Source organism: Bradyrhizobium sp. NBAIM03 (assembly GCF_020194055.1).
Taxonomy (GTDB): Bacteria; Pseudomonadota; Alphaproteobacteria; order Rhizobiales; family Xanthobacteraceae; genus Bradyrhizobium; species Bradyrhizobium yuanmingense.
Genome location: NZ_JADYVS010000001.1, coordinates 1 through 14222, shown reverse-complemented (window position 1 = coordinate 14222; position 14222 = coordinate 1). Strand labels below are relative to the sequence as shown.

Genomic DNA, 14222 nt, shown 5'->3' with positions numbered 1-14222 from the left:
GTCAAAACGCACGGGCGAGTCATGCCCGCCTAATATTTTCAACGACTTGCCTACTGTGCATGGGGTTGTTTTTCGCACTTTTTGCAAGACCCGATCACAACGGCTCGTCATGCCCGGGCTTGTCCCGGGCATCCACGTTCTTCGCGTCGCATGGCAAGGCGTGCATGGCCGGGACAAGCCCGGCCATGACGACGTGGATAGACGGCCCTCACCCCCGCACGCGCCGGATCATCTGCTCGACATGGGCGATCGGCGTCTCCGGCTGGATGCCGTGGCCGAGGTTGAAGATCAGCCGCCCGGCAGCAAAATTGGCCAGCACGTTGTCGACCGCGCCATCGAGCGCGGCGCCGCCCGTGATCAGCACCAGTGGATCGAGGTTGCCCTGCACCGCGACCTTGCTCTGCACCCGCTCGCGGATGAAGGCGGGCTCCGCGGTCCAGTCGATGCTGACGGCATTGACGCCGGTCGCTTCGACATAGCCGGGCAGTTGCGCTCCCGCGCCGCGCGGGAAGCCGATGATCTTCGCGTCCGGCACCTTGGCCCTTACGCCCTCGACGATGCGCCGCGTCGGCTCGACCGACCAGCGCGCGAACTCGGTCGGCGGCAGCACGCCGGCCCAGGTGTCGAAGATCTGCAACGCGTCGGCCCCGGCGTCGAGCTGTGCCAGCAGATACTGAATAGAGTTCTCGACCAGGACGTCGATGATCTGCGAAAAAGCTTCCGGATGCCGGTACGCCATCATCCGGGCCGGCGCCTGGTCCGGCGTGCCGTGGCCTGCGACCATGTAGGTCGCCACCGTCCACGGTGCGCCGCAGAAGCCGATCAGCGCGGTCCTGGGATCGAGCGCGCCGCGCACGATCTTCAACGCGTCGAACACCGGCTCGAGCTTGCCGAAATCGGCGCGCGGCGCCAGCGTCGCCACCTTGGCCGGATCGTCCAGCGGCTCGAGCCGCGGGCCCTCGCCGACCTCGAACCGCACCGAACGTCCGAGCGCATAGGGGATCACCAGGATGTCGGAAAAGATGATCGCCGCATCGAAACCGAACCTTCGGATCGGCTGCAGCGTCACCTCGGCGGCAAGCTCCGGGTTGAAGCAGAGGTCGAGGAAGCCGCCCGCCTTGGCGCGCACCTCGCGATATTCCGGCAGGTAGCGCCCGGCCTGGCGCATCATCCACATGGGCGGGACAGCTTGGTGCTGGCCGGAGAGGACGTCGATGAAGGGTTTCGTCGAAGACTGGGGCACGAATGGTCCTGAAGCAGGTTGTGCTTCCTGATACACCGCCGCGGCCCGCAGCGGAACAGGGGAACCTGGATGATCGGGCCGCGTTGACCAGCCAATGGAGGAGATCATGGCTGAGACATTCAATCCCGCGCCGCACGACAAGCACGCCGAAGACCTGCGCGAGGCGCTCGCTGCCGATCGGCAGTCCAAGCTCGACGACGGGCTGAGGGACACGTTCCCAGCGTCCGATCCCGTGAGCGTGGCGCAGCCGACGCCCTCGAAGGCCGACGCCGATGCCGAGCATCCTTCGCTCTGGGCCAAGGTCAAGGCCATCTTCAGCTAGCGGCGGCGGGCGCCGGATTCCGATCGGCCCGCTAATATCTTGTTAGCGATGCACCGATCGCCGCGTCCGTAAGACTACTGGAAAGGGCGGAAACCGCCGCGTAGTCCGGTAGCGATTTCAGAATTAAATAACAGAAGCGGCAGAGGTTTCCGAACGATCGGAGAACCCTGCCACATGAGCGCTACCCAACGAGCCGGATGGAGCCGCCTGCCGCTGCGCGCGGCGGCCTTCGTGGCGCTGACCTGCGCGACGATCCTCGGCGTCAGCGGTTGGCGTGAATGGACGGCACGCGATGCGGTGCTCAAGGCCGCCGAGATGGAGATGGCGAACGTGGCCCGTTCGCTGACCCAGCATGCCGAAGACAGCCTCGATCTCCTGGATTCCGGTGTCGTCGGCGTGGTCAGCCGGTTGGAGATGGACGGCACCGCACCGGTCACGATCGCGAAGCTGCGTACCTTGCTGGATGTGCGCAAGAAGGCGATCGCGCGCATTCACAGCCTCGCCATCATCGACGATCAGGGCAACTGGCTGACCTCACCCGGTACGATCGGCACGACCTTCAGCGACGATGCCTTCTTCCGACATCACCAGCTCTCGCCGAAGCGCGAGGCCCATGTCGGCCGTCCCGTGAAGAGCCTGCTGGACGGCGAATGGGTCGTCACCCTGTCACGCCGCTTCAGCAAGCAGGACGGCAGCTTCGGCGGCGTGGTGCTCGCGACCATCAGCTCGAACTATCTGTCGCACTTCTACAAGCAGTTCGAGATCGGCCGCAACAGCTCCGTGTCACTGGCGCATGGCGACGGACTGATCGTCGCGCGCAATCCCAGCAACGAGACATTCGTCGGGCGCAGCGTCGCCGACAAGCCGTTGTTCCGCGAGCCGAGCCTGCAACGGCCGAGCGGCGCCCATCATTTCACCTCGTCGCTGGACGGTGTCGAACGCGTCAGCTTCTTCAATCGCAGCGGTCGGTTCCCGCTCCTCCTGCTCGCCACCGTCGACAAGGACGAGCTGCTCGCGCCGTGGCGCGCGGCGGCGATCTCCCGCATGCTCTACGTGTTCGCGCTGGTGATGCTGATCGCAGTCATCGGCGGCGTGCTGGTGCGGCAGTTGCAGCGCGGCCAGCGCATGGCTGTCGCGCTGACCGAGACGGAGGCGCATTTCCGCCTGCTCGCCGAAGGCTCCAGCGACATGGTGACGCGGATCGGCCTCGATGAGCGACTGCGTTATGTCTCGCCCTCGTCGGTCCGCATCGTCGGCTGGCGTCCCAATCAACTGATCGGCACGCCGGCTCTTGCGGGTATCAATCCGGAGGACCTGCCGGAAGTCCAGGCGATCGTCGACGCGATGAAGCGCGGTGAGAAGGAGGAGGCGCGTCTCACCTACCGCAACTCGCATCGGCAGAACGGCGAGATCTGGCTCGAATCGACCATGCGGGTGACGCGCAAGGACAATGGCCAGGTCGATGGCGTGGTCGCGATCTCCCGCGACATCACCGAGCACAAGAGGCTGGAAACCAGGCTCGAGACGCTGGCGATCGAGGACAGCCTCACCGGCCTTGCCAATCGCCGCCGCTTCGACGAGCGCCTAAAGGAGGAATGGGCGCGTGCCTATCGCGACCGCTCCAGCCTTGCTTTGCTGATGATCGATGTCGACCACTTCAAGGCCTACAACGACGAATATGGCCATCCCGCGGGCGATGCCTGCCTGCGCCTGATCGCCAAGATCATCGCGGCCGAAGCGCAGCGCGCCGGCGATCTGGCGGCGCGTTACGGCGGTGAGGAATTCGCCATGCTGCTGCCGAACATCGATGCCGCCGGCTGCGCCCGGATCGGCGAACGGATCCGCAACGCCATTCACGAGGCCGGCCTCGCGCATGGCAGCAATGAGGCGGCTGGATGCGTCACCGCTTCGCTTGGCGGCGCAGCCTGCCGGCCGGCGTTCGAACGAACCGCGGGGGTCGCTGCGCTGGTCGAAGCTGCCGACCGGGCGCTCTATGCCGCCAAGGCCGCAGGCCGCAACCGCCTGGTAATGTCCGGCGAGGTCATGGATCTGCTGCCCAAGGCGTCCGGCCAGTAACACCGTTCAATAATGCGGCGGAGGCTCGTTGGCAGGCCCCGGCGCATTTGCCTCGGCGTCCTGCAGCCGAGCATTGAGCTCGGTGATCTGCCGCGTCAGCCTGTCGATCTGCTTCCACTGCGCGGTGATGGTCTGGTTCAACGTCTCGATCGTATCGTCCTGATAGGCGAGGCGCGTCTCCAGCGTGTCGATGCGCTCGCTCAGCGTCTTGATCTCATTCGTCACGCGTTACGTCCTTGTTTCGCTCGCGCAAGCCGTGGCCGAGCGCCACGCGCTCGTCGAACACGAAGCATTCGCCGCGCCAGCGGCTCTCCGCCTCCGGCACCTCTTCCAGATATCTCAGGATGCCGCCCTTGAGGTGATAGACCTCGCCAAAGCCGCGCGCGAGCAGATGCGCGCTCGCCTTCTCGCAGCGGATGCCGCCGGTGCAGAACATCGCGATCCTGCGGTGCCGTGCCGGATCGAGCCGCTCGGCGGCAAAGTCCTTGAACTGGCCGAAGCTCTTGATGCCGGGATCGAGCGCGCCCTCGAACGTGCCCATCGCGACCTCGAAGGCGTTGCGGGTGTCGAGCACGAGCGTATCGGGTGCTGCGATCAGCGCGTTCCATTCGTGCGGATCGACATAGGTGCCGACCTGACGCGTCGGATCGGCGGCCGCATCGCCCAGGGTGACGATCTCCTTCTTCAGCCGCACCTTCAGCCGTCCGAACGGCATCGCCTCCGCGGCGGAGAATTTCAATTCGAGATTGTCGAGCCTGCCGCCGAACATGTCGCCGCGTGCGAGCTCATGAGCGAAGGCGTCGATCGCCTCCGGTGCGCCGGCGACCGTGCCGTTGATGCCCTCCTGCGCCAGCAACACGCTGCCCTTCAGCCCAAGGCCGGCGCAGCAGGCGCGCAGCGGCTCGCGCAGCTCGCGGTAATCCGGGAGGGCGACGAATTGATAAAAGGCGCAAACCTTGTATGGCGTATTGCTGGACGTCATGGCCGCTCGTTTAGCAGGCGGCTCGCGCCCGGAAAACCCGCATCGCAAGAGCCTGCAAAAGGTCCATACGCCCAGCGGATAGCAGCCATTTTCCTGGTATGCCAGCATTGCCCCGCGGGGCGGGAATGTGCCATGTAGACGCGGTTTTCGAGATGGCGCGCCAACCGCGCCGACGGCCAAGAGAGCAAGACATTCGATGAGAAACTTCCATTTCCCCGGCAGGTCCACGGTCCACGCCACCAACGCGATGGTGGCGACCTCGCATCCGCAGGCCTCGCTCGCCGCGATCGAGGTGCTGCGCGAGGGCGGCACCGCGGTGGACGCGGCGGTTGCCGGCTCGGCCCTGCTCGGCGTGATCGAGCCGCAATCGACCGGCATCGGCGGTGATTGCTTTGCGCTGATCCAGCCGCGGGGCGAGGGCAAGATCGTCGCCTATAACGGCTCCGGCCGCGCGCCAAAGGCGGCGAATGCCGACTGGTATCTCGAACGCAAGATCAATTCCGTGCCGCTCACCTCGGCGCATGCCGTCTCGATCCCTGGCGTGATCGATGCCTTCGCGACCGTGCTGCGCGATCACGGCAAGTTCGGCTTCGACCGGCTGCTCCAGCCCGCGATCAAGGCGGCCGAGGAGGGCTACGTCGTCGCGCCCCGCATTGCCTTCGATTGGAAGAACCAGTTCGAGAAGCTGAAGAACGGTACCAACACCGTGCGCTATTTGTTGCCGAGCGGCCAGCCGCCGGTCGCCGGCGACGTCATTCGCCAGGCCGAGCTCGGCAAGACGCTGCGCGCGATCGCCAGGGACGGCCGCGACGCGTTCTACAAGGGCGAGATCGCGGAGGACATGGTCGAGACCCTCAGGGGCATCGGGGGCCTGCACACGCTCGACGATTTCGCCGCGCACACGACCGAAGTGACCACGCCGATCGGCACCATGTACAAGGGCTATGACGTCTGGCAGTGCCCGCCGAACGGCCCGGGCGTCACCGCGCTGTTGATGCTCAACATCCTGTCGCGGTTCGATCTGACCAAGTACGCGCCCGTGAGCGTCGAGCGCTTCCATCTCGAAGCGGAAGCGGCGCGCATCGCCTACATGAACCGCGAGATGCATGTCGCCTCTTCCGAGCACATGAAGATCAACGTCGCCGAGATGCTCGAGAAGGGCTTTGCCGACGAGTACATCAGCAAGATCCGCCTGGACGGCATGCTCGACCTGCCGAACGTCGCGCCGCCGATGAATCCCTCGACCATCTACATCACGGTCGTGGACAAGGACCGCAACGTCTGCTCGTTCATCAATTCGGTTGCGCATTCCTTCGGCTCGGCGATTGTCTCGAACAAGACCGGTGTCCTGTTCCAGAATCGCGCCGGCGGCTTCCGCATCCAGCCGGGCCATCCCAATTGCATCGAAGGCGGCAAGCGCCCGCTGCACACGATCATGCCGGGCCTGCTCACCAAGGGCGGCCGTTCCACGATGTCGTTCGCGGTCATGGGCGGCCAGTACCAGCCGACGGGCCAGACTCATCTCCTGACCAACATCCTCGACTACGGCTGCGACGTGCAGGAGGCGATCGACATGCCGCGCGGCCTGCACTACGAGGGACAGTATCAGCTCGAGGACAGCGTGCCGGCGGCCGTCGTCGAGGGCCTGAAGAAGCTCGGCCACAAGACCACCAGCGTGGTCGGCCCGCTCGGCGGCGCCCAGGCGATCTGGATCGATTGGGACAAGGGCACGCTCACCGGCGGCTCCGATCCGCGCAAGGACGGCTGCGCGCTGGGTTATTGATCGCCGGCGCAGTTCCCCACGCGAGATCAGGAAAAGTTGACGAAGGGCGGCGCGGCATTTGCTGCGCCGCCCTTCTCTCATCCGGAACTGCGCCCATTGCTCCAGGTTAAGGGGCGATGAGCGGTGCAGGCGTGCGCTGCTTTGCAGATCAGCGGCGGAGGCCTGCCATGCCCGACAAACCAGGTTCCAGATCATCCGGATTCGACCGGCGGGCCTTCATGACCGGCGCGGCGGGCAGCGCGCTGATCCCGATCACGGCGCGCGCGGCGTCGGAGGATGCCCGGGCGCCGGCCGCGCAGGATCCGTCGCTTCCCGTCGAGGTCACGCTGCGCGTCAACGGCAAGGACAAGCGCCTGAGCATCGATGCGCGCACCACGGTGCTCGATGCCTTACGCGAACATCTCAAGCTCACCGGCAGCAAGAAGGGCTGCGACCACGGCCAGTGCGGCGCCTGCACGGTGCTGATCGACGATCGCCGCGTGGTGTCGTGCCTGACGCTGGCCCTCGCCGCCGAAGGGCAGGAGATCACGACCATCGAGGGCCTCGCCACCGACGACCGCCTGCATCCGATGCAGCAGGCCTTCATCGACAACGATGCGTTCCAGTGCGGCTATTGCACGCCCGGTCAGATCATGTCGGCGATCGCGTGCGTGAAGGAGGGCCATGCCGGCAGCGAGGCCGACATCCGCGAATACATGAGCGGCAACATCTGTCGCTGTGCCGCCTATCCCAATATCGTCGCTGCCGTGAAGCAGGCCGCGCCCGAGATCATGAAAGGCTAGGCGCATGCGACCGTTTTCGTATCAAAGGGCATCAGACCCCGACATGGCCGTGCAGGCGCTCGGCGTCGCCGCAGCTGCAAACAATCCGCTGACGAAGGCGGCGGCGCAGCCGCTTGCCGGCGGCACCACCCTGATCGATCTGATGAAGCTCGACGTGATGAGACCCACCGCGATCGTCGACATCAATCCGCTGGCCCCCGCCTGGTCGGCGATCGCGCCAGGCGGCGACGGCTTGCGCCTCGGCGCGCTCGCCAAGATGTCCGACGTCGCCGCGCACGCCGAGATCCAGCGCAGCTATCCCGTGATCGCGGATTCGCTGAAGCTCGCCGCGAGCGCCCAGCTGCGCAACATGGCAACGCTCGGCGGCAACGTGATGCAGCGGACGCGCTGCAACTACTTCCGCGATGTCTCCTATGAGAACTGCAACAAGCGCAATCCAGGCTCCGGCTGTGCCGCAATGGACGGCGTTAACCGCATGCATGCGGTGCTCGGGACCTCCGATCAGTGCATCGCGACGTATCCTGGCGATTTCGCGCAGGCGCTGATCGCGCTCGATGCCATGGTCGAGATCACCGGCAAGGCCGGTACGCGCAGCATGCCGTTCGCGCAGCTTCACAGGGCACCAGGCAGCACGCCCGACATCGAGACTGCGCTTCAGCCCGGCGAGCTGATCTCGGCGTTCTCGATCTCCGGCCGCTGGCCACGCTCCGTGTATTTGAAGGCCCGCGACCGGCAATCCTACGAATTCGCGCTGTCGTCAGCCGCGATCGCGCTCAACGTCCAAGACGGCACGATCCGCGACGCGCGCGTCGCGCTCGGTGGCGTCGCCACCGTACCGTGGCGGGCGCGTGAGGCCGAGGCGCTGTTGAAGGGACAGAGGTTCGACGAAGCTCTGGCACAGCGCGTCGCCGATGCAGCTTTCGCAGACGCCCGCGGGCGCCGGCACAACAGCTTCAAGATTGCGCTCGGCAAGCGTGTCGTGGCACGCGCGCTCCAGCAGGCCGTAACGATGGAGATCTGACCATGACCGCTGCAGCTCCCGGGCCAAGGACGAATATGGGGCAGCCCGTGCCGCGCTATGATGCGGCCGCAAAGGTGACGGGGCGGGCGACCTATGCCTCGGACATGCCGCTGGACAATCCGGCCTACGCATTCCTGGTCACCAGCGCCATCGCCAAGGGCCGGATCGACCGCTTCGACCTCGACGATGCCAAGCGCGTCCGCGGCGTGATCGACATCGTCACGCACGAGAACGCCCCGAAGCTGAAGGAGTCGAAACTGTACAGCAATGGCGGCTATGCCGGCACGACGATCCAGCCGTTGAAATCGGCCGAGATCGCCCATGACGGCCAGATCATCGCCGTGGTGGTGGCGGAGAGTTACGAGGCCGCGCGCGAAGCGGCCAACCGCGTCAAGGTCAGCTATAGCGCTGCTACGCCCAGCGCGACTTTCGATTCGCCGGGGACGACGACAGCCGCCGCGAAAGGACAAAACTCGCAGTTCAAGGAAGACCCGAAGGTCGGGGATTTCGCCAAGGCGTTCGACGCGGCCGAGGTCAAGCTGACCGCCTCCTACGAGACGCCGACGCAGCATCACAATCCGCTGGAGCTGTTCACGACCAGCTGCACCTGGATGGGCGACAATCTCGTCATCTACGAGGGCAGCCAGTATGTCCATGGCCTGAAGCACGGCGTGGCCGAGCAGCTCGGCATCGACGCCGACAAGGTGCGCGTGGTCAATCCCTATGTCGGCGGCGGATTCGGCTCGCGAGGTTCGATGACACCGCGCACCGCCATCATCGCCGCCATGGCCAGGCGCCTGAACCGTCCGATCAAGCTGGTCCCGACCCGCGACCAGGGCTTCACCATTACCACTCATCGAGCCGAGACCCGTCACGAGATCAAGCTTGGTGCGAGCCGCGACGGCAGGCTGGTCGCCTTGAGGCATGAGGGGGCCGAAGTCTCCTCGCGCCCCGACGCCTATTGCGTCGGCGGCACCAAGACCACCACGCGGCTCTATGCCTGTCCGAACGTGGACAGCCTGGTCTCGATCGTGCGTGCCGATCGCAACACGCCGGGCTTCATGCGCTCGCCCCCGGAGGTGCCGTATCTGTTCGCGCTGGAGAGCGCGCTGGACGAGCTCGCCGTGAAGCTGAACATGGATCCGGTGGAGCTTCGCCGTATCAACGACGCCACCAGGGATCCGATTGATGGCAAGCCCTACACGTCGCGATCGCTCATGGCGTGCTTCGACGAAGCCGCCAAGGCGTTCGGCTGGTCGCAGCGCTCGCCACAGCCGAAATCGATGTCGGATGGCGACTGGTTGATCGGCTACGGCTGCGCCGCCACGTGCTATCCGACGCTGGCGGGACCGTCCGCCGCGCGCGTGCGCCTGCAGCGCGACGGCCGCACGCGCGTCGAGATCGCCGGCCATGAGATCGGGACCGGCGCCTACACCGTCATCGCCCAGACGGCTGCCGAGCGGCTCGGCGTGCCCCTTGAGAAGGTGGCGGTCTTCATGGGCGATAGCGACCTGCCGCCCGCGCCGGTTGCCGGCGGCTCCAATTCCACTGCCAGCACCTGCTCGGCCGTGATGATGGTGTGCGACCAGATCCGACAGCGCCTATTCAAGGCGCTGATGCCCAGCGACAGCCTTGCCGACAAGGCCAAGGAGACCGTCGGCATCAGCCCGGCACCCTCGACCCAGGCCGCCAAGGGCGATCGCTCGCTCGATATCGAGAAGGCGTTCGATGCGCTCGGCGTCGGCGTGGTCGAAGAATATGGCGAGTGGAAGCCGGAGGGCGCGCCGCTGGATTCCTTCAGGGCCATGCACAGCGGGCAGGTCCGGCTGGTCGGCGGCCATCAAATGAAGGACCAGATCGCCTATGCGTTCGGCGCCGAGTTTGTCGAGGTCCGCATCAATCGCTTCACGCACGAGATCCGCTGCCCCCGCCTGGTCGGCGCCTTCGCGGCAGGCAGGATCATGAATCCGCGCACCGCGCGCAGCCAGCTCATGGGTGGCCTGATCTGGGGCATGTCCTCGGCGCTGCTCGAGGCCACCGAGATCGATGAGCGCAATGCGCGCTACGTCAACGACAATCTTGCCGATTACCTCGTGCCCGTGAATGCCGATGTGCCCGGTGTCGAGGTCATTCTGCTCTCCGAGGAGGATGATCGCATCAACCCCGTCGGCGTGAAGGGCCTCGGCGAGCTTGGCAATGTCGGCACCAATGCTGCGATCTGCAATGCGGTCTACCATGCCACGGGACAGCGTATCCGCAGGCTGCCGGTTCGGCTCGAAGATATCGAGCTCTAAAGGGGGTGGAAACGGCGACCGCCTTGGGTTAGACACCTCCCGCCTCAAACGGAAGGTGTTTTATGCAGCGTTTCCAGCGCGCGCTCCTCGCCCTGATGTCGGCACTCGCGATCACCGTGATCGCCAACGTGTCGCATTTCGTTTCCACAACGGCCTCGGCCCAGACCGCAGGAAAGACCATGACCACAGCTTCAGGCTTGCAGATCATCGACTCCACCGTCGGCACCGGCGCCTCGCCGCAGCCCGGCCAGATCTGCGTGATGCACTACACCGGCTGGCTCTATGAGAACGGCCAGAAGGGCAAGAAATTCGACAGCTCCGTCGATCGCAAGGAGCCGTTCGAGTTTCCGATCGGCAAGGGCCGCGTCATCGCCGGCTGGGACGAGGGCGTTGCCTCGATGAAGGTCGGCGGCAAGCGCACGCTGATCATCCCGCCGCAGCTCGGCTACGGCGCCCGCGGTGCCGGCGGCGTGATACCGCCGAATGCGACGCTGATGTTCGACGTGGAATTGCTCGCGGTGAAATAACTGACGTCGTCACGCCCGGGCTCGTCCCGGGCATCCACGATCTTCGTGCCGCGCGGTCAAGACGTGGATGGCCGGGTCAAGCCCGGCCATGACGGATGAAATCGATACAAGCAAAAGACCGGCCTTAGGGCCGGTCTTTTCACTTTCAATCTTACGCGCGTCACTCCGCCGCGCGGCGAGCCGCAGCGGCGGCGCGATCCATCGCGTCCTTCGCGGCGTCCTTGGCATCGCCCATGGCCTGCTGGCCCTTGCCCTTCACTTCCTGCACCACGCCCTCGCCTTTCATGCGATCGGATCCGGTGGCTTCACCGACGCCCTGCTTGGCCTTGCCGATCGCCTCGTTGGCGGTGCCCTTGATCTTGTCGGTCGTGCTGCCCATGGAAATCTCCTTTCGATTTGCTTGGAATGACAACGCTGGGCGGCTATGAGGGTTCCGATTTTGGCATGGCTTGCGGCTGCGGCTTTGGGTTAGTTTGCCGCGCACGGAACCAACAGAAAGCAAGTCCCATGACCGGCCCTGACCATTCGCATTCCCACCATGACCATGGTCATCATCATGATGACCGCTGGAAACATGACGGCGTGCGGGTCATTCCCGGCAATCAGCTCGATACCAACGTGCCGTCGACAGCGGGCATGGACCGTGCGGCCGCGATCAATTTCGCCCGCGTCGGCGCCCAGAAATTGTGGGCGGGCACCGTCAGCATCAAGCCGGATGCCAAGACCGGCGCGCATCACCACGGCCATCTCGAAAGCGTCATCTATGTCGTGAAGGGCAAGGCGCGCATGCGCTGGGGCGAGAGCCTGCAATTCACCGCGGAAGCCGGCCCCGGCGACTTCATTTTCGTCCCGCCCTACGTGCCGCACCAGGAGATCAACGCCAGCCCCGACGAGGTGCTGGAATGCGTGCTGGTGCGCAGCGACGGCGAGGCGGTGGCCATCAACCTCGACATCGAACCGGTCGAGAAGCCCGAGACCGTGCTGTGGATCGACCCGGTGCACCGGGATCCCAACGAGAAGAAGTAAGGCCCCGCAGTCGGGGTCCGAAAAATTTGTCGGAAGTGATGTCGGATGGCGGCCTGGCCATCCGTCCTTGGCCAGAACCCCGCCAAGGAGCTTCCGATGCCCAAGATGATCTTCGTCAACCTGCCGGTGACCGACCTCAAGCGCGCGACTGCCTTCTATGAGGCGGTCGGCGCGGTCAAGAACCCGCAATTCAGCGACGAGACCGCGAGCTGCATGGTCTTTTCCGAGACCATCTTCGCCATGCTGCTGACCCACGACAAATTCCGCCAGTTCACGCCGAAGCCGATCGCGGACGCCAGGACCTCGAACCAAGCGTTGTTCTGCCTGTCCGCGGACAGCCGCAGCGAGGTCGATGACATCGTTGGCAGGGCGGAGGCTGCAGGAGGCATTGCCGATCCCAGCCCGAAGGACGAATACGGCTTCATGTACGGCCGCAGCTTCGAGGATCCGGACGGCCACATGTGGGGCGTGAACTGGATGGACCTTTCAGCCGCCCCTCTGCAGCCCGACCTGGCGAACGCCTGAGCCGAAACAGCAGACCTCAAGAGGAGCATTCACCATGTCCAAGCTCGTGCCCTGCATGTGGTTCAACGGCGATGCCGACGACGCTGCAAAATTCTACGTCTCGCTGGTCCCGAATTCGGCGATCACACACGTTCAGCGCAACGTTTCGGACGGCCCCTCCGGCAAGGAAGGCTCCGTGCTCGTCGTCGAGTTCACCGTGGCCGGACAGAAGCTGGTCGCGCTCAATGGCGGCATGAAGATGGAATACACCCACGCCATTTCGCTGATGATTCATTGCGACGACCAGGCAGAGGTCGACAGTGTCTGGAACGCGTTCCTCGCCCATGGCGGCAAGGCGGAGCAGTGCGGCTGGCTGAGAGATCGCTGGGGCGTGGCCTGGCAGATCGTGCCAAAGGTGATGTTCGAGTTCCTGTCGAGCCCGGACAAGGCCGCAGCCGCGCGCGCGATGCAGGCGATGATGAAGATGGTCAAGCTGGACGCCGAGGTGTTGCGGCGGGCGTTCGAGGGCAAGTCGGCGGCGTGAGGGCGGGTCGCTCTCGCCACATACTCACTGTCATCGCCCGGCTTGACCGGGCGATCCAGTACTCCGAGACGGCAGTGATTAAACCGATGGGCCGCGGCGTACTGGATGCCCCGGTCAAGCCGGGGCATGACAGCGGAATGTGAGGCGGTATTCTCGCCGCTAATAGTTGATCCGCAGCCCCACGCCGCCGTGGATCGTGTTGCCGACCGGCTGCGGGCCCAGCGTGCCGTTGGCGAAGAGGTCCACGATCCAGCCCTTCTGCACGCGGAAACCGAGGCGGCCGCCATATTCGAACCAGCCCTGGTTACCCATGGTCGGCACCACCGTGCCCTGGCCGGTCACTGTGGCGACGATGCCGCTGTGGCTGGCGAAGGACTGCACCCAGCCGCCATTGATGTTGGTCTCGATGCTGCTGCCGAACAGATGCGTCCACTGGCCGCCGATCTTGACGAGGCTGGTGCGGTCGGTGCCATCAGCGATGCTGGCGTCGAACGGATTGAACGCCACCGCGCTGTCGCGATAGCCGGAGACGCGTTGCCAGAGCTGCCAGACCTCGATCGAGGCCGCGACCTCGTCGCGCGGCGAGAGGCGGCTCATCCAGCCGGCGCGGCCGTAAACGGCGTAGTTGGACGCGTTGGTCGACCTCGTCACGGGCACCGGCCCGAGGCTGGTGTCGTAGCTGCGCGTGTAGCGCGCCTTCTCCCATGGGGTCAGGATCGCGCCGACGTCGAAGAACGGGCGCGACGAGCCCCAATCGGTGAAGTCGTAGCGAAGCGCGAAAGCGCCGATCGGTGCGCTCGTGATCTCGTAGCCGCGCCCTTCGTAGTGCGTATAGGCGATGCCGGCGAGCAGCGAGAGATTGTTGGTCAGCGCCTTGCGACCATGGATGCCGGCCGAGAACGAGCCGGCCGAGCCGAACGCGCTGATGCAGTCGCCGCAATTGATCTGCTCGTTGACGCCGAGCAGCACGGTGCCGAGCACCCGGTTGGTGATCATCTGATTGAAGCGCTGATTGGCAAGGCCGCCGATCGAATTGCCGCTGGAATCCGCGCCCGTCGGTCCCGACGGCGACGGAGCCGGGCTCGGTGAAGGCGACGGATAGGGGCTGGGCGATGGGG

The 14222-nt window shown here is 65.4% G+C and carries 15 protein-coding genes; 10 read left to right on the top strand and 5 right to left on the bottom strand.

Going from position 1 to position 14222, the window contains the following annotated elements:
• Positions 1–208: 208 nt before the first annotated feature.
• Positions 209–1243 carry a uroporphyrinogen decarboxylase gene (gene hemE, locus I6F21_RS00075; RefSeq protein ID WP_225136286.1) on the bottom strand — a complete coding sequence of 345 codons (1035 nt, stop codon included), beginning with the start codon at positions 1241–1243 and terminating at the stop codon, positions 209–211.
• A 106-nt stretch (positions 1244–1349) separates the two neighbouring features.
• On the opposite strand from hemE, the gene I6F21_RS00070 reads away from it, so the two are divergent.
• Both I6F21_RS00070 and I6F21_RS00065 read left to right on the top strand, forming a co-directional pair.
• Positions 1350–1565, top strand: a complete 216-nt coding sequence (locus tag I6F21_RS00070) for a hypothetical protein (RefSeq protein ID WP_036013926.1) — start codon at positions 1350–1352, stop codon at positions 1563–1565.
• 174 nt (positions 1566–1739) lie between these two features.
• Positions 1740–3641, top strand: a complete 1902-nt coding sequence (locus tag I6F21_RS00065; protein WP_036013907.1) for a diguanylate cyclase — start codon at positions 1740–1742, stop codon at positions 3639–3641.
• A gap of 6 nt (positions 3642–3647) precedes the next feature.
• Here the strand turns inward: I6F21_RS00065 and I6F21_RS00060 are convergent, their stop codons facing one another.
• Both I6F21_RS00060 and I6F21_RS00055 read right to left on the bottom strand, forming a co-directional pair.
• Positions 3648–3866: a SlyX family protein gene (locus I6F21_RS00060; RefSeq protein WP_036024763.1), complete on the bottom strand. Its 219-nt coding sequence runs from the start codon at positions 3864–3866 to the stop codon at positions 3648–3650.
• Entirely contained in the window at positions 3856–4623 is a 768-nt protein-coding gene (locus I6F21_RS00055; RefSeq protein WP_225138970.1) for a rhodanese-related sulfurtransferase, read from the bottom strand. The genes I6F21_RS00060 and I6F21_RS00055 overlap by 11 nt, the downstream gene beginning before the upstream one ends.
• A gap of 196 nt (positions 4624–4819) precedes the next feature.
• On the opposite strand from I6F21_RS00055, the gene ggt reads away from it, so the two are divergent.
• The 5 genes from ggt to I6F21_RS00030 all read left to right on the top strand — a co-directional run bounded on the left by ggt (position 4820) and on the right by I6F21_RS00030 (position 11030).
• Positions 4820–6406, top strand: a complete 1587-nt coding sequence (gene ggt / locus I6F21_RS00050) for a gamma-glutamyltransferase (RefSeq protein WP_225138969.1) — start codon at positions 4820–4822, stop codon at positions 6404–6406.
• A gap of 167 nt (positions 6407–6573) precedes the next feature.
• On the top strand, positions 6574–7188 hold the full coding sequence (locus I6F21_RS00045) for a (2Fe-2S)-binding protein (protein ID WP_036013925.1): 615 nt from the start codon (positions 6574–6576) through the stop codon (positions 7186–7188).
• Positions 7189–7192: 4 nt separating this feature from the next.
• Positions 7193–8209, top strand: coding sequence for a xanthine dehydrogenase family protein subunit M (locus tag I6F21_RS00040; protein ID WP_225112439.1), 1017 nt, complete (start codon positions 7193–7195; stop codon positions 8207–8209).
• Between the two features lie 2 nt (positions 8210–8211).
• On the top strand, positions 8212–10503 hold the full coding sequence (locus I6F21_RS00035) for a xanthine dehydrogenase family protein molybdopterin-binding subunit (RefSeq protein ID WP_225138968.1): 2292 nt from the start codon (positions 8212–8214) through the stop codon (positions 10501–10503).
• A gap of 62 nt (positions 10504–10565) precedes the next feature.
• On the top strand, positions 10566–11030 hold the full coding sequence (locus tag I6F21_RS00030; protein ID WP_036024769.1) for an FKBP-type peptidyl-prolyl cis-trans isomerase: 465 nt from the start codon (positions 10566–10568) through the stop codon (positions 11028–11030).
• A 160-nt stretch (positions 11031–11190) separates the two neighbouring features.
• On the opposite strand, the gene I6F21_RS00025 is transcribed toward I6F21_RS00030, so the two are convergent.
• Positions 11191–11409: a CsbD family protein gene (locus I6F21_RS00025; protein WP_036013900.1), complete on the bottom strand. Its 219-nt coding sequence runs from the start codon at positions 11407–11409 to the stop codon at positions 11191–11193.
• Positions 11410–11537: 128 nt separating this feature from the next.
• Between I6F21_RS00025 and I6F21_RS00020 the strand changes: the two genes are divergently transcribed.
• The 3 genes from I6F21_RS00020 (at position 11538) to I6F21_RS00010 (ending at position 13104) form a co-directional block, all read left to right on the top strand.
• The gene (locus I6F21_RS00020) at positions 11538–12056 is read left to right on the top strand and encodes a cupin domain-containing protein (RefSeq protein ID WP_036024770.1); all 519 of its coding nucleotides are present in this window, start codon (positions 11538–11540) and stop codon (positions 12054–12056) included.
• A gap of 96 nt (positions 12057–12152) precedes the next feature.
• Positions 12153–12581 (top strand): VOC family protein, encoded by a 429-nt coding sequence (locus tag I6F21_RS00015; protein ID WP_109145948.1) that lies wholly within the window; start codon positions 12153–12155, stop codon positions 12579–12581.
• 34 nt (positions 12582–12615) lie between these two features.
• A complete protein-coding gene (locus tag I6F21_RS00010; protein WP_225138967.1) occupies positions 12616–13104 on the top strand; it encodes a VOC family protein in 489 nt (162 codons plus the stop codon).
• Between the two features lie 159 nt (positions 13105–13263).
• Here I6F21_RS00010 and I6F21_RS00005 read toward each other — a convergent pair.
• On the bottom strand, positions 13264–14222 hold a 959-nt coding region (locus I6F21_RS00005), incomplete at its 5' end, for a hypothetical protein (RefSeq protein WP_225182658.1).